Origin of the sequence: Campylobacter sp. TJR-1 (assembly GCF_032840035.1) — a bacterium.
In the GTDB taxonomy this organism is placed as follows: Bacteria; Campylobacterota; Campylobacteria; order Campylobacterales; family Campylobacteraceae; genus Campylobacter; species Campylobacter fetus.
The window spans coordinates 1-18,829 of sequence record NZ_JAWIZX010000008.1; the positions used below are offsets into that span (position 1 = coordinate 1).

At 32.3% G+C, this 18,829-nt stretch carries 16 protein-coding genes and 1 tRNA gene; 1 reads left to right on the forward strand and 16 read right to left on the reverse strand.

Annotation, left to right across the window (positions count from 1 at the left end; genetic code table 11):
• Positions 1-563: 563 nt before the first annotated feature.
• The 9 genes from RVY88_RS08455 to RVY88_RS08495 all read right to left on the reverse strand — a co-directional run bounded on the left by RVY88_RS08455 (position 564) and on the right by RVY88_RS08495 (position 7,985).
• Positions 564-650 (reverse strand) — tRNA-Leu (locus RVY88_RS08455).
• A 108-nt stretch (positions 651-758) separates the two neighbouring features.
• Positions 759-1,496 (reverse strand): YaaA family protein, encoded by a 738-nt coding sequence (locus tag RVY88_RS08460; protein ID WP_011731891.1) that lies wholly within the window; start codon positions 1,494-1,496, stop codon positions 759-761.
• Complete coding sequence (locus RVY88_RS08465; RefSeq protein ID WP_011731890.1) at positions 1,493-1,999, reverse strand: HIT family protein; 507 nt, start codon at positions 1,997-1,999, stop codon at positions 1,493-1,495. The genes RVY88_RS08460 and RVY88_RS08465 overlap by 4 nt, the downstream gene beginning before the upstream one ends.
• Positions 1,999-2,775, reverse strand: coding sequence for an indole-3-glycerol phosphate synthase TrpC (gene trpC / locus RVY88_RS08470; protein ID WP_038453123.1), 777 nt, complete (start codon positions 2,773-2,775; stop codon positions 1,999-2,001). The genes RVY88_RS08465 and trpC overlap by 1 nt, the downstream gene beginning before the upstream one ends.
• The gene (locus RVY88_RS08475) at positions 2,772-4,067 is read right to left on the reverse strand and encodes a tetratricopeptide repeat protein (RefSeq protein ID WP_162167488.1); all 1,296 of its coding nucleotides are present in this window, start codon (positions 4,065-4,067) and stop codon (positions 2,772-2,774) included. The genes trpC and RVY88_RS08475 overlap by 4 nt, the downstream gene beginning before the upstream one ends.
• Positions 4,043-4,414 carry a YkgJ family cysteine cluster protein gene (locus tag RVY88_RS08480; RefSeq protein WP_002849046.1) on the reverse strand — a complete coding sequence of 124 codons (372 nt, stop codon included), beginning with the start codon at positions 4,412-4,414 and terminating at the stop codon, positions 4,043-4,045. Before RVY88_RS08480 ends, RVY88_RS08475 begins: the two co-directional genes overlap by 25 nt.
• Positions 4,408-5,103, reverse strand: a complete 696-nt coding sequence (locus RVY88_RS08485; RefSeq protein ID WP_162167487.1) for a tRNA1(Val) (adenine(37)-N6)-methyltransferase — start codon at positions 5,101-5,103, stop codon at positions 4,408-4,410. Before RVY88_RS08485 ends, RVY88_RS08480 begins: the two co-directional genes overlap by 7 nt.
• Positions 5,100-7,022 carry a hypothetical protein gene (locus tag RVY88_RS08490; protein WP_162167486.1) on the reverse strand — a complete coding sequence of 641 codons (1,923 nt, stop codon included), beginning with the start codon at positions 7,020-7,022 and terminating at the stop codon, positions 5,100-5,102. Before RVY88_RS08490 ends, RVY88_RS08485 begins: the two co-directional genes overlap by 4 nt.
• Positions 7,023-7,031: 9 nt before the next feature.
• Entirely contained in the window at positions 7,032-7,985 is a 954-nt protein-coding gene (locus tag RVY88_RS08495) for an NAD(P)-binding domain-containing protein (RefSeq protein ID WP_002849044.1), read from the reverse strand.
• A gap of 78 nt (positions 7,986-8,063) precedes the next feature.
• Between RVY88_RS08495 and RVY88_RS08500 the strand changes: the two genes are divergently transcribed.
• On the forward strand, positions 8,064-9,287 hold the full coding sequence (locus RVY88_RS08500) for a glutamate-5-semialdehyde dehydrogenase (RefSeq protein WP_042960230.1): 1,224 nt from the start codon (positions 8,064-8,066) through the stop codon (positions 9,285-9,287).
• A gap of 161 nt (positions 9,288-9,448) precedes the next feature.
• On the opposite strand, the gene RVY88_RS08505 is transcribed toward RVY88_RS08500, so the two are convergent.
• From RVY88_RS08505 to dapE, 7 genes are all read right to left on the reverse strand, one after another.
• Entirely contained in the window at positions 9,449-10,792 is a 1,344-nt protein-coding gene (locus tag RVY88_RS08505; protein ID WP_111738173.1) for a class II 3-deoxy-7-phosphoheptulonate synthase, read from the reverse strand.
• Between the two features lie 257 nt (positions 10,793-11,049).
• Entirely contained in the window at positions 11,050-12,858 is a 1,809-nt protein-coding gene (gene recG, locus RVY88_RS08510; RefSeq protein ID WP_162167485.1) for an ATP-dependent DNA helicase RecG, read from the reverse strand.
• Positions 12,848-14,071: a M16 family metallopeptidase gene (locus RVY88_RS08515; protein WP_162167484.1), complete on the reverse strand. Its 1,224-nt coding sequence runs from the start codon at positions 14,069-14,071 to the stop codon at positions 12,848-12,850. The genes recG and RVY88_RS08515 overlap by 11 nt, the downstream gene beginning before the upstream one ends.
• A gap of 15 nt (positions 14,072-14,086) precedes the next feature.
• Positions 14,087-15,532 (reverse strand): pyruvate kinase, encoded by a 1,446-nt coding sequence (gene pyk / locus RVY88_RS08520; protein WP_202930999.1) that lies wholly within the window; start codon positions 15,530-15,532, stop codon positions 14,087-14,089.
• A gap of 61 nt (positions 15,533-15,593) precedes the next feature.
• Positions 15,594-16,337, reverse strand: coding sequence for a class I SAM-dependent DNA methyltransferase (locus RVY88_RS08525; protein ID WP_041738332.1), 744 nt, complete (start codon positions 16,335-16,337; stop codon positions 15,594-15,596).
• Positions 16,297-17,649: an FAD-dependent oxidoreductase gene (locus RVY88_RS08530; RefSeq protein ID WP_002849033.1), complete on the reverse strand. Its 1,353-nt coding sequence runs from the start codon at positions 17,647-17,649 to the stop codon at positions 16,297-16,299. Before RVY88_RS08530 ends, RVY88_RS08525 begins: the two co-directional genes overlap by 41 nt.
• Before the next feature lie 81 nt (positions 17,650-17,730).
• Entirely contained in the window at positions 17,731-18,828 is a 1,098-nt protein-coding gene (gene dapE / locus RVY88_RS08535) for a succinyl-diaminopimelate desuccinylase (RefSeq protein ID WP_002849032.1), read from the reverse strand.
• Between the last annotated feature and the right edge of the window lies 1 nt (position 18,829).

The window sequence follows — 18,829 nt, forward strand, 5'->3', positions numbered from 1 at the left end:
TTTTGAGCCTGACTTATAATGTGGTCGCTCACTCCTTCAAAATAGCTAGTATTTGCACTTAGCACGCCTTTAAACTTCTCTTTTAAGGTCTCTGCCATGTTTGCTCTTGTTTCAACACAAACATTGTCATTAGCAAACGATAAACGCCGGTAAAGCCGATACGAGCGATATGAGGTTTCAACACAAACATTGTCATTAGCAAACTATAATAAACTCATCATCTAAGTAAATTTAAAAAAGCAATTAAGATAAAAAATAAATTAAAAGATATTATCTAAAACTATTAAAAATAGATTATTTGTTATATATATAATATAGCTATAAATAATGAGAATAAATTTATTTTCCAATCTAAATTAAAAAAATAACAATAATAAGTTAAATATCATAGGAACATTAAATTTAAACTATTTATCTATGTTTTTAAAAGTTTAACTAAAATTAGGTTGGAAAAAGCTTAATGCAGTATAAAATATAAATTTGTAGTTAGTGGTATATAAATATTATTATTGCTATAAATTAAAACTAACATTAAAATTGAGTTGGGTTATATACAAAACCCCTGGTGCCCAAAGTCGGACTCGAACCGACACACGGTTTCCCGTACCAGATTTTGAGTCTAGCGTGTCTACCAATTTCACCATTTAGGCTTAGAGTAATAAATAACTATAAAATAGAAGTTGGATTATACAAAAAATTATATTAAATTTAGTTTAAGTATAAAACATATCTGTTTTAAATTTAAAAATAGCTGAAACTTAGCCGATTATATCAACGACGATCTCTGTTTTTAATCTATTTTTAATAATTTTATTTATCTTTAGGTTAGGAATTTGCATATTATAAAATTCATCTAAACTAGATATCTGATTTAATGCGATACAGCGAAGCACGATCCCTCGATAAGCTTTTGCAAAATGACTTACGACCTTACCATTTTTTAAAAATTTAATAGTAGTATATGGCTTGGTTAGACTATAAAATTTTTCATAAAATCCAGCCCTAAGATCTAAAATATCAGAATCTAAAAAATCATCTAAAACACCACTAAAATACTTCTTATAAAAGACTTCGGTACGAAAACCACCTATGCTTTCACCTTGTTTTAACTTATAATCAAAAATCATATCTTTTGCTAAAATCACACCATATAAATTTGAAAAAATAATCGTATTTTCATCAATCATTTTTCTTGATCTTTCATCCAAATTTCTATAATTTAGATGCTCATAAGCAACGCCATTATAACGTAAAATAGCCTTCATAAGTGGACGAGAAAACAGATCGCTAGAGTAATATTCAAGCTCATTATCTTTTTTCAAACCAAACAGAGCTTGCAGCTCATTTTTATTAGCTTTTTTTAAAAAACTGTTATACATCTCTAAAATTTCCAGACGTTTATCATTTAAATTTGGAAAAACCCATGAAAAATTTACCGATGCATCTCTAGATCCGCCAGACATCTTACTTTCACTTGGAGAAAATAGAATTTTCACTTAAAAACCTTTTGAAAAGCTTTCTTTAATGTGTGATATTGATCTAAAAACGGAACTCCATGCACTCTTGTATATGCTATGGTCGTGATAAAATTCGTATCTCTACTCCAGCGAGGAACTAAATGATAATGTATATGCTCAGCGATCCCAGCACCTGCTGCAGAGCCTAAATTCATACCTATATTTACACCATTTGCATTAAGACTTTCTTTTAAAACTCCGACTCCTAACTGAACAAGATCGCTCATTTCAGACCATATATTTTTGTCTAAATTCTCAATATTGTCGGTATGAATATAAGGTATTATCATAAATTCGCCCAAAGTATATGGATATCTGTTCATTACGGCGAAACAATTTTTAGCCCTAAAAAGCACAAAGTTTTCTTCGTCGTTTTGGATATTTTCAGCAATATCGCAAAAAACACAACTATGATCCGTTACTCCATCATCTTTTCTAGTCTTAAAATACTCAGCCCTCCAAGGAGAAAACTCATGTTCCATTACTCACCTTTCATATCTTTTACCGCATTATAAATACTTTCTTGACGCATAAAATGTTCACCTATTAAAAACGCATCAGCACCTTGTTTTTTTAAATTTATTAGTTCTGAATTGTTATATAATCCACTCTCCGCAACTATAATTTTGCCACTAGGGATAAGAGGTATAAGCTTTATGCAAAGCTCCATATCCATATCAAAAGTTTGTAGATTTCTGTGATTAATGCCTATTATATCGGCATCTACAAATAACGCTTTTTCAAGATCGGTCTCATCGTGAATTTCCATCAAAACTTCTAAATTTAAACTTTTTGCATATTCAAAAAGAGTTTTTAAGTAAAACTTATCAAGCGCTTTTGCTATAAGAAGTATAAAATCCGCCCCATACAACCTAGCTTCGGCTATTTGATAAATATCAACTATAAAATCTTTTCTTAAAATAGGAGTATTAGTATATCTTCTAACTAGTGCCATATACTCCAAACTTCCTTGAAAATAAAAAGGCTCGGTCAATATAGAAAATGCGCTAACACCTGCTTTTTCATACTCAAAAGCTATTTTTAATGGATCAAAATCTTCTTTTATCACGCCTTTGCTCGGGCTTGCCTTTTTTATTTCAGCTATTATATTTATGCTATTTTTTTGCTTTAAAACCTGTTTTACATCTCTTGGTATATATGAGTTTGTAAGTGCATTTTCTAGCCTGCATAAGGGTAGATTCTCTTTTATGTTTTCTAAGTTTATCTTTGTTTTTGATATTATCTCATCAAGTATCACTTTGTTCCTTTATTAAAACATTTATCAATAGCAGTTTTATGGGCTTTTGCTTCGTCTTCTTTCATAAATTTAGTATCGCTTTGTATCTTGTCCATCCACATTTTAGCCTCCTTGCACTCGCCAAGCTTAAAATATCCCCATGCAATTGAATCTATAATATAAGGAGAATTCGGATCTAAAATATAAGCTTTTTTCGCAATATCAAGCCCTTTTTTCAAATCTATCTCATAATCAATCAATAAATAACCGTAATAATTAAAGTAAATAGGGCTATTTAAAACATAAACAGAACCTTCAAATAACTTAACCACCATATCTAATTCAAATTTACTGATATTTTTAGAACTCTGTTCGTATTTATATATAGCCATTCTAGCCATATATTCTGGATTTTGCGATCTATTATATAGATCTTGAGCAACATTATAAGCTTTTTGAAACTCTTTTAACTCGGCATATATCTCCATCAAAATAGGCTCGTTAAAACTATACTTTTCTAAAAGTTCTTTAGCAGAGATAACATCTTTTTTATAAAGCAAAATTTCCAAAGCTCTGTTTAAAAAATCGCTCTCTTCGTAAGCTTCATATAGTTTTATATACACTTCAATCATCAAATCAAGCTCACCTTTAGCAGAGTAAATATTTAGCAGAGTAAAGCAGACCGGCTTAGAACAGCCGTTTTCCCCTATCCAATTATTAAGATATCTTATAGCCTCATTTGTTCTATCTAGCTTATTATCAAGCATATCTACAAGTTTTAATAAATTTTCTTCACTGCCCTCAATCTCATAAGCTTTTTTAAACTCTTTTAAAGCTCTTATAGGTTCATCATTAAAAAGATAAATAGTTGCTAAAATAGAGTGATTAATGCTATTATTGCTCTCTTTTTGTATTAAATTTAAAGCAAGATCTTTAGCATCTTTAATCTGTGATTTTAAAATATAATACCCTATTTCGATTCTTATAACATCATAATCAGCGTTTAAAATCTCTCTAGCATCTGTTATAAGCTCATCTAATCTATCATCTTTTATCACGAAAGCTATCTTAAGAGCCTCTTTTAAAAAAATAGGCTTTTTAGTCGTCTTGTAAAGCATATAAAATACTTCTAATGCATCTTTCGATTTTGCATCTCCAAGCAGATAAAACCCTTTCATAGCTTCTAAATCTATAGTTGTATTTATATCAGAATACTTAAAAAAAGTTTCATTTTTCTTCGCGCCAACACTCTGTTTATCTGCACAACCGGCTAAAAATAAAGTGAAAATCAGAGCCGCTCTACACCAATACATTCTTTCTCCAATTCATTAAAATGCTTTTTAAAATAATCCCAAAACGGAAACGTCCTACACTGTTTTGGTCTAAATTCATAAACACTACAATTTTTATTATTTTCATCGAAAAATAAGCAAGCATACGCGCCATTATACTCTTTTTCCTTTAAACTAAATCTAACTCCTACGCGGTACGTAAAAAGTTTTTTGAACTCCGGTAAGCTAAGCTTTAAATGTGAGCTAAGAGACTCCATCTCGGCTTCGCTTATCCATATATATCCGCTATCTCCGGTGCAGCATTTAGCACCGCATACTTCACACTTTGAGCTATCAAAGCAGTAGTCAAAACCAAATTCTTTTAACACTCGTAAATCTCACTTTTTGTATCCGATTTTTTAAATATCTCTTTAACTTCACCGCTAAACTCATTTTCATCAAAAATTATAAGAGGAGGATAAATTTCGCACATAGATTTTGAACTTTTCTTTGCTTCAAACAGAGCTAATTTTGAACTTTCACCTATCCTTGAATGCACAAATCTAAGCTTTGTTAGCTTGAGTTTTAAACTGCTTAAAATAGGCAAAATTTCTCCTACTCTTCTAGCATCGTAGCAAAAATACAGGACTCCTTGAGGTTTTAAATTTGCATTTACGGACTTAAAAAAACTTAACGGATCAAGGCTAGAACTATATCTGCTAATACTTATATGTTCATTTTCGCTTTTTGTGATTTGACTATTATAAAACGGCGGATTTGAAACTATAAAATCAAATTTAATCTCGCTTTTAAATTTAGAAAAATCGTCACAAATAACAGCTGCAACAAGATTATTAACATCCGCGTTTAGCTGCGTTATGGTGGAATTTATCTCTTGGATATCTATGGAACTAAGATTTAAATTTATAAAATCCCTTTTTAAAAGCAATCCTAAAATTCCGCAGCCGCAGCCCACATCGAGCACATTACCAAAAATCTGATTTTTAGATATGAAGTCATATAAAAACAGAGTATCGCTGTTATAACGATACCCTTCTTTTAGTTGAAATAGTTTCATTCATAAACTTTAATGACAAATCCATATCCGCTTTGCTCTAGTAAAACATCTTTAGAGTATGCTAACATCGGATCTTTAATCTTAGAATTTATGGCTTTTGAAGCTGCGTTTAACATATCTTTTGTCGATTTTAAATTTAAAAGATTTACGTTTTTTAGCTCACCGACTTTATCGTCTCCTAAAAATTTAAAATCGCTTATAACGGCTTTTATCTCATAAATACGGCTTTTGCCATACTTTTTTATCATATCGTTTAATTTATTTTCGCAATCTTTATCAAGCTTTGCACTTTTATCTAAACTCAAACAGCTAATTTCTGATAAAAATCTCTTTGAATCTACATTTATATCACTTAAAACCGGCTGATTATCTTGATTTTTTATATTTTTTATCAGTTCTTCATAATAGTTTTTTAGCTTATCGTTTTGTTCTTTTGCCTTATTTTCAGCTTCTAAAACCATTTTTTTAGCTTCATCTAAAGCCTTTTTAGCATAATTTTTGAGCTCTTCATTTTGCGCATTTAGCTTAGTTATCATGTTATTTAAAATTTCATAATTTTGAATTTTTTTGATATCGTTTTTCTCATTTTCCAGCTCTTTTATTTTAGAATCCAACTCTGATATTTGTATGTTTTTTAGCGTGATTTGCGATTTTAAAGATGTTATATTTTTATCAAATTCCGCTCTTAACCTATCTTCATCATTCTTTAAAAAAAGCGCTTTTTGTTTTAAATTCTCAAGCGTATTTACATAGTTTGCGTCCTTAGCTTCTAAATCTTTTTTAAATTTAAGCTCCAAATTTATCATTTTTCCTTCAAATGCGGCTATCGTTCTGTTTTGTTCAAAAATTATCCTCTCGTAATCACTTTTTATGGCATTTAATCTTTGAGTTTCTATCTTTTTATAATTTGTTAAAACCCTATTTTCAGCATTTTTTAACTCTTCGTCTTTTTTTAGCTTATACTCTTTAAAATCGTTATTCAACTTTTCAAGCTCGCTATTTTTTAAATTCAACTCTCCAAAATAGTCGTTTTTTTGTCTATCTAACTCATTTTTTATATCATATAAAGCTTTTGAATGCTTGTTTTGAAGCTCAATTATCTCATTTGTATGAGACGCTAAGAGATCGTTTATCTTATTATCTTTGGTCAAAATAGTCTGATTTAAAGTATCAATCTGAGTTTTTTTATCGGCTAATTTACTATCTAACTCTTTAGATAAAGTATCTACTTGTTTTTTAAGTACCTGAGTCTGCTCTAAAAGATAGCTATTTTTTTGTGAAAGCTCTTTGTTTTTTTCTAACTGATCTTTTGTAGCACTTGAAACTTTTTCGTTGAAATTTATATCTTTTTTGCTAAGCTCTTTTTCTAACTCATCGATCTTATTTTCAAGACCGATTATCTTTTGTTCATATGATTTTATGCTTTGGATATTTTCTTTTTGAACTTCGTTTATCTTTTTAGTAAGATCATTGATATTTTTATAGTGTTGCTTTTCGACCTCATTCATAGAATCAAGATATTTTGCTGAAATTAGTTTATTTTCAGACTCCCTAAGAGAATTTTGCTCTCTTAACTTTGTGATAATTTCTAAATTTTTCTTAGCTAATTCTTCATTATCTGCAAAAAGAAGTCTATTTTTTTGAATAAGTTCAGCAATTTTATCTCTTAACTCATCGACGCTTCCTGAGGGGATCTCATCACTATTTATATCAATATTTCTGTTATTTAAAAGAGTTAGATAACTACCTAATTTATCTAACTCGTCTTTACTGATATATCTGTCTTGCTCCGCCATAGAAAGGTCGCTAAATTTAAGTTTATCTTGATTTAGAGCTTTTTCATCTTTGGTCTCACAACCTAAAATGAAAAAAATAGTACCGACTAAAAATAAAATTTGAGCAAATTTTCTAAATTTCAACACGAAACCTTATTTTGATTTTATAATATAATCAATCACGGTATGAGCATCATTTAAAGCTACTACGATACTTCCGCCATTTTTACTAGCTATATCTCCTCCTACAAACAGCCTTGGAGTATTTGTTTGAAGATGCTCATCTACGATCGGCTCTCCATCTTTATTTAACTCTATACCGCATTTTTGTAAAAAATCAACCGGAGTAGAGCCGCCTATAGCATATATAATTCTATCGTAAATTTCACTAGAGTTATTACTAAAATTAACTTTTACCTTACCGTTTTCATTATCTAGACCAATAACGTCTATTCCAAGCTTTAAGTTTAGTTTTTTATCGTTAAAATATTCAAAAACTTGTGCTTCGTTTATCTCGTTTAATCTAGTAAATTTCTCTTTTCTATAGCAAAGCGTTACGGTGTTACATTTGCTAAGCTCTATAGCGTACTCTGCTGCGGAATTTCCGCCGCCTATGACTAGTATATTTTCACCGCAATTACAGCTATTTAGATTAAAATTTACTATTTGAGTTAGTGATGGCGGAATTTTATACTCAGGTTTGTTAGGTTTGCCCATTCTTCCTATTCCTATCATCACATTTTTAGATTTATAGGTGTTTTTTGATGTTACTATATTGAATATATCGCCGTCTTTTTTTACGCTTTCAACTTCAATATTAAACACCGCGTCTATTTTGCCATTGTCAAGAAGATTATCAAAGTAATTTAAAGTACTCTCTTTTGTACCGTCAAAAAACTCGACATTTCCATGAGTCTGGCTATCTAGACCTTTATAAACTTTATCGACTCTCTTTCCGTCTTTGTAAAACTTTCGTATGGTTTGAGAGTGATTATCACCTTTTTCAAGCAGAAGAACATTCTTAAAGCCGTTGTATTTGGCTTCAACAACAGTGGCTATACCAAAAGGTCCGCCGCCTATAACGACCACATCGTATATATTTTCCATTTTTTCTCCGTATATTATTTGTTTTAAAGCTTATAAATCGTAAAATTTACCAAAATTCTCCTTAAAGAACAGGTAAAAATGGAAAAATTACTAAATAATTTAAAAAACTCATCAAAGTCACTGTCTATTCTAACTCAAACTCAAAGAGAAAATTTGATTATTAACATTGCAAACGAAATTATGAGTGCCAAAGATGAAATTTTATCTGCTAATAAGATTGATTTAGATCTTGCTCAAGATCTCAGCAGCGCATTAAAAGATAGATTAAAATTAACTAGTAAAAGCATAGAAAATCTATGCAACTCCATAAAAAATATAGCAAATTTAAAAGATGTTATAGGCGTAATAAAAGATGGTTGGCAGACAAAATCCGGACTAAAAATAGAAAAAATCACCATTCCGCTTGGTAATATAGCTACGATTTATGAGTCTCGCCCAAATGTCACGGCCGAAGTAGCCGCACTTTGTATAAAAAGTGCAAACGGATGCGCTCTAAAAGGCGGCAAAGAAGCTAAAAATACGAACTTGGCCATAATAAAAGCCATCCACAAAGCTTTACAAAAATGCGGTTTAGACAAAAACTGCGTTGTTTATCTAGATATCGATAGAAGCGAAGTCAAGAAGCTTATAAATATGGATAAATATCTAGATCTTATAGTTCCTAGAGGTGGTGAAAACTTAGTTAAATTCGTAAGCCAAAATGCAACAATCCCGGTTTTAAAACACGATAAAGGACTATGTCATATCTATGTTGATGAGTTTGCGGATCTTGATAAAGCATTAAGTATTTGTGTAAATGCGAAATGCTCACGACCAGGAGTGTGCAACGCTGCTGAAACTATTTTGGTTCACGAAGAAGTGGCCAATGAGTTTATACCGAATTTAAAAAAGTCGCTAGATGAGTTTAATGTTATAATTTTTGGCTGCAAAAAAACAGCAAAAATCATAGATTGTGAGTTGGCAAACGAACAAAACTACTCTACTGAATACCTTGATTTTAAACTAAATTTAAAAATAGTAAAAAATTTGGAAGAATCTCTAGAACATATAAGCGAATTTAGCTCAGGACACTCTGAAGCAGTAATTAGTGAAAGCTACAGTATTTGTGAGAGATTTTTAAGCTTAGTAGATAGCGCTTGTGTTTATGCAAACGCATCTACTCGTTTTAGCGACGGCGGCGAGTTTGGATTTGGTGCAGAGATCGGTATAAGCACAAATAAACTTCACGCAAGAGGTCCGGTTGGATTAAATGAGCTCACTACTTATAAATACATAATCCGCGCAAATGGGCAGATAAGATAATATACTTTTATAATATTTTTTTATTAATTTAAGTCAGACAAGTAAAATATAAAAAATATAAATTTCAAAATTTAGTTGGATTATAAAATTTCATAATCCAACTAAATTTATTCTTTAAATTTATTAATTTAAATTTAAAAATGTATTAAAAACGGTTAAATTTAGCGCTTTTTAACTAAATCGGCTATCAAAAATGCAAGCTCTAAGGCTTGATCCGCATTCAACCTTGGATCGCATTGAGTTTCATACCTATTTCCTAATGAATCTTCAGTAACGTTAAACGCACCTCCAACACACTCTGTTACATCTTGACCGGTCATCTCAAGATGTACTCCGCCAGCTATTGTACCGCACGCTCTATGAATTTCAAAGAAACTCTTGACCTCTCTCATAACATTATTAAACTCACGTGTTTTAAATCCACTGCTAGCTTTTATAGTATTTCCATGCATAGGATCTATGCTCCAAAGGATATTAAGTCCTTCTTTTTTTACATCGTTCAATATAGCAGGAAGCCTGTCTTCTATCTTATCTGCTCCCATTCTAATAATGATATTTAGGCGTCCTGGTTCATTATCTGGATTTAGTTTCCCTGCTAAAGATATGATATCGCCCGGTTTGCCATCAGGTCCTATTTTGCACCCTATCGGATTTTTTATACCGCTTAAAAAATGCACGTGCGCATCATTGATTCCGCGTGTTCTTTCACCTATCCAAAGCATATGAGCCGAACAATCATACCATTCATTCGTAAGGCTATCTACTCTAGTTAAAGCCTCTTCATAAGGCAAAAGCAATGCCTCGTGAGACGTATATAGTTTTGTTTCGCTAAGCGTCGGAGTATTTTGAGTCGTCACACCGCACGCTTCCATAAATTTAAGCGCCCCGGTAAGTTCATCTGCTAATTTTTCAAACTTATTATCAAGTTCTGCTTTTTTTATAAATCCAAGATTCCATCTATGAACTTCATTTAAATTTGCAAGCCCTCCGCGCGAAAATGCTCTTAATAAATTTAGCGTAGAAGCACTTTGATAATAAGCATCTATCATTCTTTTTGGATCTGGTATTCTAGCCTCTTCCGTAAAATCAAAACCATTTATAATATCGCCTCTATAGCTTGGAAGTTTCACTCCGTCGATATCTTCAAAATCGCTACTTCTAGGCTTAGCAAATTGACCTGCGACGCGACCTACTTTGACTACAGGACAGCCTCCGGCAAATGTCAATACTATTGCCATTTGAAGCATTATTTTAAACATATCTCTTATACCGTTTGCACTAAAATTAGAGAAACTTTCAGCACAATCTCCGCCTTGCAACAAAAAGCTTTTTCCTAGCGTAACGTTTTTTAATTCATCTTTTAAATTTCTGACCTCTCCGGCAAAAACGAGCGGCGGTAGACTTTTTAGCTTATCTTCAGCATTTTTTAGTTCATTTTTATCCGGATAATGCGGTTGTTGCAAAATATTATAATCTCTCCAGCTGTCTCTATTCCACTTACTCATATTATACCTTTAATTTTATATAAAATAATGCTTAATTATATCTAAATTGTTCTTAATTTTTCTTTTACAATCAATAAATTTTATTTGTAACAATCAAAAATAGATCTTGGATATATCATATTCATACATAAAAGGATATTAAGCAACCTAAAAAACTGAACTCTCACTAAGCAAGATAGAAGCTATAAATAGCGCAAACTATCTTATAAGCGAGATCCAAAGAAAACCACTTCTGTCAAATAATATTTAAAGCCTTTTTATGGGGCTTTAAATTTGCAAAGCCTATGGGTTGCTTCTTGAGTAATGTCTTCTTCCATATCATAATAATTGAATGTAGCTCCATGCTGTAAAGTTCCGTCTAAAACGTCTCCTGCTTGACGATTTTTGAGATCTAATTTTGCCACTAAAAATCCGTCCAAAGTCCTAGAAAACTCTAAAAGTCTATTTGGCGGATCTTTTAGTTTAGTGTATATATAGCACCAACCCTCGCCGCCGTTCCTACCGACTCTCCCTCTGAGCTGATGAAGAGTAGCAAGACCTAAACGCTCAGCACCTACTATAACTATTGTAGAGAGTTTTGGTAACGATATACCTACTTCTACGACAGTCGTCGTAAGTAAAATATTTCCATCGTCGGCAAATTTTTTTAAAGTATCTTCTTTATCTCTATCTTTTCCGTGAGTTAAATACACTTTTTCGAATCTAGATTCCCAAAAACCGCTAGCTTCACTTAAACTTTGATAACTGCTCATTTCGCTTTCTTCTACAAGTGGATATACTATTATAGCTTGTCTGTTTTTTTGAATTTCGTTTTTTAAATGCTCTAAAAGTCCACTGAATCCAGAGTTTTGCAGTATGATGGTATGAATATTTTTCTTATAGGGAATCTCTTTTAAAAAACTAAAACTAACAATCTGAGACTCTATAAGACTAAGCGTTCTTGGGATAGGAGTAGCGCTAAATTGCAAAAAATGAGCTCTTTTATCAAAATCCCTTGTAAGCTCATCTATTTTTTTGCGCTGATTTGAGCCAAATCTATGTTGTTCATCAACCATAACAAGTGGACTTTGCGGCAAGGATTGATACAATAAAACATGAGTTCCGATGATCAAATTTGCGTCACTAAAATCTACATTTTTAGCACCTTTTTTAACTAATACGGTATTATAAAAGCTAGGTAAAAGTCGCTTTGCTTCACTATATAACTGATCGGCCAATATACTAGTTGGCGCCATCAAAACCGCCGGTTTAGGATATATCATAAGAGCAGCTGCAAGCATAACAAGAGTCTTACCGCTGCCGACATCTCCCATTATAACTCTTTTTGCGGCTATATTTTGACTTATATCGTTTTTTATATCTTTTATTGCGGCTAATTGATCATTTGTCGGTTTAAATGGTAAACTTTCAAGCCAACTGTCGATATTAAAAGGCTTTATTCGTACTCCAGGAAATTGGGATTTTTTGCTGCTTAATTTTTTTATATAATTATAAATTTCTACAAATTTAAGAACTCTCAAAGTACTCGGATCGTTTTGCAAATTTGCAATTATTTTTGTGCTATTTTTACTATTTTCATGTATGCTAAGCAAGGTTTTAGCTTCTTTTAAATCAAGCCCTTCATCTGTAAGATTTTTTAAATTTAAATATTTTTTTATAAGTTTTTCTAGTTTTGCATCTGTAATATCTGTTTTATAATGCGGTATTATAGAGCCTACTTTTGTGACTACTTTGGGATTTATAAATTGCCATGATCCATAACTAAAGCTTGATTTTGCATGAATAAACATCGTCTTTCTGCTCTTAAAAGCCATATAGTGCCACGGTTTTGCATTAAATATAACTAATCTTATATCGCATTGCCATGTAATACAACATGCCGTAACAGTGAGCATAGAGCCTATTCTTTTACTAAATTTAGTCTCTATCTCAACGCTATTTTCACCTTCATTTGGGGTGTGTGAAATACTTAAATCATCATAGGATTTAGGCAACATCAAAGCTAAATCAAGAAGTGAGTTTATACCGATGCTTTTTAGATCTTTGGCGTCGCTGTCAAATTTCATTATAAATTACTGCAAAAGACTGTTTTAGTATCTCATCGTGAGATTTTATAAACTCATTTAATCTATCAAGCTTTAAGGCCTTTATCTTATTTAAATTTCTATCAAATTCACCAAGCTCATATCCAAAATAATACTCATTTTGCGCTATAGAAAGACGCTTAAATAGAGTTTCTTTAGACAAAGGCTCACTACCAAGCAAGAAATTTTTAGCCTGATCAAGCTCTTTTTGACTAACTCCGTCTCCTATAAATTTTTCAAACTCAGACTGAACTACGCTTATGGCCTCATCCTTGCTTTCATTTTTTGTCTGCAAATATCCACTAATCGCTTTATACGATAAATTTAGATCATTTCTAGCATATACAGAGTATGCAAGACCTTTTTTTACTCTAATTTCTTCCATAAGTCTGCTTCCAAAACCGCTGCTTCCAAGTATAAAAGTAGCCACACTAGCTAGATATTTTTCATCATCTTTTACACTAAATGGAGAGCCAAAATATATATATGCTTGTTCGCTTTGTTTTACAATAAACTCTTTTTTACATTCGTCGCTTGTATGAATTTCCTCAATCTCTCGTTGTTTTCCCTTTTTTAAAACATTTTTCAAAGCTTGAAAATCAACATTGCAAACCTCTATATCTCCGCCCAAAACTAAAAATAAATTTGATATATCAAGATTATGTATCAAAAAATTTCTAATATCCTCTATCTCTATGCTCTCTATACTAGATTTTGTACCGATAGAAGGCATACTTAAATTTGTTCCGTTAAATAAAATTTCATTTAACTTCACTTTTGCTTGATAGTCAAAATCGCTAGCGTTCGCCGCTATAGTTCCTAAAGCATTGATCTTTAACTTATTTAACGTATCTTCACTATAGTTTGGATCACTCAAAAGTTTAATCAACATATCAAAAGCAAATTTAAAATGCTCTTTTAAACAGTTTATCTCTATAGAAAAACTTTCAAATCCCGCGCTTGCATTTATATCTATAGCAAGCATTTCAAGGCGTTTGCTAAACTCATTTACTCCAAGTTGCTTTGTACCTTCATTAAGCAAAGCGGAACTTATCTTTGCAAGACCTGGTTTTATAGCATAAATGCTTCCTGCTACCTTAAACACAAGTTTTAAATTTACAATAGGCAAAGACGAACTATACTCGTAAATAAGCGAAGTTTTAATACCTTTTATATCTATGTCTAACTTTTCCAAATTTCCCCCATCACGCTACAAAGCAGCGTCTAAATAATAGTCTATCTGATCTTTTTTTAGTATTCTTATAAAATTTGTACTTCCAATGGCGCCAGTAGGATAACCGGCGGTCATTATATAAGTACATTCATCGCTTATAAGTCCTGCTCTATGCAGTCCTTGAATAGCGTTTGCAAGTAAGATATTTAACCTGCTTTTTTTTATAACAAGAGACGGTTTTACTCCCCAAACTATAGTCAAACTTCTGGCCGTTTCCTCGTCGTGAGCCACTGCTATGATATCCATATTTGGACGATTTCTAGCCATTTTCACCGCACTTTGACCAGAACTTGTTATAGAGATAATAGAACAAACCCCTATCCTAGTAGCTAGTCTTGAAGTTGAGCTTGCTACCATATCGGTTTCATCTACAAAAGAAAACTCATCGAATTTACCGTAAGGATAGATCTTTTCACTCTCTGCTATGGTTGCGCTCATCGCCCTTACAACCGCAACAGGATTTATACCCACAGCACTTTCTTCACTTAACATAACCGCGTCAGTTCCATCTAAAACGGCGTTTGCCACGTCGCTGATCTCGGCTCTTGTTGCACTTTCGTTTTTTGCCATTGAAAGCATCATCTGAGTTGCGGTGATGACTGGTCTGTTTGCTTCATTTGCTTTTCTTATGATACTTTTTTGAATGGATGGCACTTTGTAATATGGAACTTCTATGCCAAGATCTCCACGAGCTACCATTATACCGTCACTCACGCGTACTATCTCATCTATATTTTCAACGGCGTCAAATTTTTCTATCTTTGCAAAAACTTTAGCGTGTCCGCCGAATTCTTTTATGAGATCTTTTGCTTTTTGCACGTCTTTCGCATTTTGTACAAAACTAACCGCAACAAAATCCACGCCGTTTTTCGCGCCCCATTCTAGATCTTTTTTATCTTTTTCTGTGATGACTTCGATATTTAGCTTAGTATTTGGAAAATTTACACCTTTATTTGAGTTTAAAACTCCATCATTTTCGATAATAGTTTCTATCCGATCTGCAACTTTTATGACTTTAGCTCTAATCATTCCATCATATAAATATATATATTCGCCCTCTTTTATAAGATTTGAAATTTCAGGATGATTTATACTAAGTTTATACTCATTTGGAGTAATTTGAAAGCCGATTATATCGTCTTTGACGACTATGAGTTTATCTCCTGCTTTTAGCTCAAACGGATTTTGTAGCTTTCCTACCCTTATCTTTGGTCCGCAAATATCTTGCAAAACACCCAATCTAAATCCTAATCTCTTTTCAATCTCCCTAACTTTATCTAATGTTGATTTATGATATTCATGCGTTCCGTGAGAAAAATTTAGTCTAAATACGTTCACGCCCTCTTTTGCTAAGGCTTCTATCGTCTCTATGCTATCACTAGCCGGTCCTACTGTGGCTACGATTTTTGTTCTTTTATCTATCATAGACTTACTCCTTATTTTTTATCTTAATTATAGCAAAAATTAAACTACAATTTGGCTACTAAGTCTGTTTTTGAAATATATAAATTTCTTTATCGGCTAAAGAGTCGCTAAAAAGCTCTATTTTCATAGTTTTTACAAGCTCTAATGGGCAATTATCTTTTATAAATTTATAAGAGTGATAGTACTGAGTAATTTCAAATTTAGATTTTTTATACAAATTATCTTGCTCTTCAAAATATATAAATTCAGTATTAAGACTTTTGTTTTCATAGTTTGAGTCTATTATTAAATCATTATTTTTATCTTTGATATATAAGCTTCCGCTAGCCACGCTATCAAAACCGAATTGCGTATTTAGATCAAAAATAAGATATCCGCCGGGTTTCAACTTATTGCTAGCAGAACTAAAAAACTTAAACAACTCATTTTGAGTCATATAGTTTAGCACGTCGCTAACTGCTGTTATAAGATCAAATTCCATATCAAGTTTGTCTATAGGACAAACAAGAGTTTTTATGCCTTTCAAGCTACAAATTTCGGCCATTTTAGGGCTAATATCTAGCCCTAAAACTTTAAATTTAGATGACAATAATAAACTAAATTTCCCATTTCCGCAGCCAAAATCAAGAGCCAAATCACCATTTTCAAATTTAAGCGATTCAATTAAATTTAGATATTTTTTATAGAGCTCATCGTAAGCTTCGTAAAATCCTAAAAGAGGTTCTATTTTTGCATAAAAATCCAGACTATCTATATTATCTTTACTCTTTATCGACAAGCTCTTCATTAAATTTATCTTCATAAAATGTACTGCCTAAAAACGCGCAAATCTCTTTAACGTCTCTCAAAGCATTTCCAAGGCAACTAGTTGCTCCAGGACTTGGGGTCATATTAAAAATAATTCCTTTTTTAGTATTTATACTAGCTTCGCCGAGCATTAATTTTTTCTCAGTTTTATTTAGAACTTGAGGTCTTACTCCGCCAAAACCTTTTGCATAATATATGTCGCCGGTTTGTAAGCTAGGAACTATTTTTCTAGCATCTTTTACGAATAATTGTTTATTTAAAAGCGGAACTTCAAATAAAAAGTTTCTAAGTATATAATTTCTTATCTCAGAGTCTTTAAATAAATCGTAAAATATCTTAACTATATCACCGTCTAAATTTAAAGTTTTACAAAAATCCATAAAACTTCTATATGTTCCATGATATCTCTCAAGCTTTGGAAGAGCAAGTGCAGTTGGACCAAATCTCGTACAGCCATTAGCTAAAATATCAGGATCGCCGTGCAAAGCCGCAAAAGGAAGTTTTGGATTTTGCACCATATAAACTTTACCGTTTAAAAGTTTTTGTTTAGTAAGATAGAAACTTCCCGCTACTGGTAAACAACCAAAATCCAACCCATAGCCCATTTTATGGGCCAAAAATAGCGAATGCGCTCCGGCATTTACAACAACGAAATTTGCGCTAATAGACAGACCGTTTTTGGTTTCTATGAAGAATTTATCGCCGGCTTGAGTTATGTTTTGCACCTCGCTATTTAGGTATAAATCACACTCTTTTCCTTCATTTCTAGCATTATCAACAAAAGTAGTTGTAAAAGCTCCGTAATCCACAGTAGTATATTCACCGCTTTTAACGCCCATTCCGACTACGTTTTCATTTCTTGCAAAACCATTTGCATCATATATAATTTTCGGCTCTATTTTTGACAATTCGTCTTTATCGTAAAATTCTATATAAGGATAAAGAACTTTAAACTCTTCATAACGTTTTTTTATAAATTCAACTTCACTATCGCCTACGCCTATAGCCATCTTTTGACCATCAAACATATATTTGTTTTGGTAGCCGTGTTGAAGACCGTATTTTACGACCATTCTGGCTGTTTTTCTTACTTTGCTGGCTTTTTCAAATGTATAGTTTGTTTCTATATCACCGCAATGTACTGTTTGAGAATTTGCCGTACCTTTTGAGTTTAAAGTTGCTAGCCCGCCATATTTTTCTATTAAAACCATACTATTTATATCCGTATATCTTGCCAGTTCATATAGAAGCGCTCCACCGCTTATACCTCCACCGACAATGGCAACTTGATAATGCTTTTCTTTCATAGTCCAACTCCTAGATTTATTGTTCGATTAGTATATATCATTTTAATTTAAAAAAATTTAAAAAAATATCATTAAAAAAATTTACTCAAAATTCTCAATTAAATCTTTAAATACAAGATATAAAGACTCCACCTCGCTTTGTAAAACTCTCTCGTTTATGGCGTGAATTCTATCATTCACTACTCCAAACTCTACAACAGGAACTCCAAAAGCCGCAAAATATCTAGCATCGCTAGTACCGCCGCTAGTACTAAGATCAGGTGAAATTTTGCAGATATTTTCAATGCTTTTTTGAGCCTGAATGACTATCTTTGAACTTTCATCTGTTAAAAACGGTTTTGAACTCTCTTTTAAACTTAAAGTAAAATCAAATCCATTAAAAATATGCTCAGTATATCTTTTTATATCTTCACAACTAGTTAATTCAGAGTTTCTTACATTAAACATAATTTTTACGCTTTTTGGCGTAACATTTACAACCTCCATACCTCCTCTAATATCAGTAATAACAATCTTGCTAGCACCAAAATACTTACTGCCGCTATCAAGTTCATATCCTGCAAAATCAGAAAAAACGCTAGCTAATTGATGTACAGGATTTACGCATTTTTCAGGATAAGCCGCGTGACCTTGAACTCCGTTTATTGTTACGACCCCGTTTACCGAGCCTCTTCGACCGATTTTTATAGTATCGCCAAATGTACTTGAAGATGTCGGCTCGGCAACTAAAGCAAAGTCCGGTAAATTTCCTCTGCTTTTTAAAAATTTAAGGGCTTCTAGAGTGCCATAAATACCGTCTCCCTCTTCATCACTAGTAAGGATTATACTAAGAGTTCCGTTAAATTTAGTAGCGTCTTTACATGCGCATAAAAAAGCCGCTACTCCGCTTTTCATATCTTGGGCGCCTCTTGCATAAACAAAACCATCTTTTAATTCAGGTTCAAAAGGATCACTATCCCAGCCGTCTCCGGCAGGCACTACGTCTATATGACCTGCGAAACATAGATGAACGCCATCTCCGAATTTCTTTGTCAAAATAAGATTTTTTATGCCATTTACATCAACGAAATCAGCATCAAATCCATCCATAAACATATTTATAAAATTCATAGCACCATCATCATCTGGAGTAATGCTTTTAAATTTCAAAAGCTCTTTTAAAATTTCTACAACTTCCATA

Excerpts from the sequence above, each read along its gene's own strand:
- RVY88_RS08485 (WP_162167487.1), bottom strand. The coding sequence starts at position 5,103 with ATGAAACTATTTCAACTAAAAGAAGGGTATCGTTATAACAGCGATACT.
- RVY88_RS08495 (WP_002849044.1), bottom strand. The coding sequence starts at position 7,985 with ATGGAAAATATATACGATGTGGTCGTTATAGGCGGCGGACCTTTTGGT.
- dapE (WP_002849032.1), bottom strand. The coding sequence starts at position 18,828 with ATGGAAGTTGTAGAAATTTTAAAAGAGCTTTTGAAATTTAAAAGCATT.
- RVY88_RS08525 (WP_041738332.1), bottom strand. The coding sequence starts at position 16,337 with ATGAAGATAAATTTAATGAAGAGCTTGTCGATAAAGAGTAAAGATAAT.
- RVY88_RS08505 (WP_111738173.1), bottom strand. The coding sequence starts at position 10,792 with ATGAGTAAGTGGAATAGAGACAGCTGGAGAGATTATAATATTTTGCAA.
- recG (WP_162167485.1), bottom strand. The coding sequence starts at position 12,858 with ATGAAATTTGACAGCGACGCCAAAGATCTAAAAAGCATCGGTATAAAC.
- RVY88_RS08500 (WP_042960230.1), top strand. The coding sequence starts at position 8,064 with ATGGAAAAATTACTAAATAATTTAAAAAACTCATCAAAGTCACTGTCT.
- RVY88_RS08530 (WP_002849033.1), bottom strand. The coding sequence starts at position 17,649 with ATGAAAGAAAAGCATTATCAAGTTGCCATTGTCGGTGGAGGTATAAGC.
- RVY88_RS08465 (WP_011731890.1), bottom strand. The coding sequence starts at position 1,999 with ATGGAACATGAGTTTTCTCCTTGGAGGGCTGAGTATTTTAAGACTAGA.
- RVY88_RS08475 (WP_162167488.1), bottom strand. The coding sequence starts at position 4,067 with ATGTATTGGTGTAGAGCGGCTCTGATTTTCACTTTATTTTTAGCCGGT.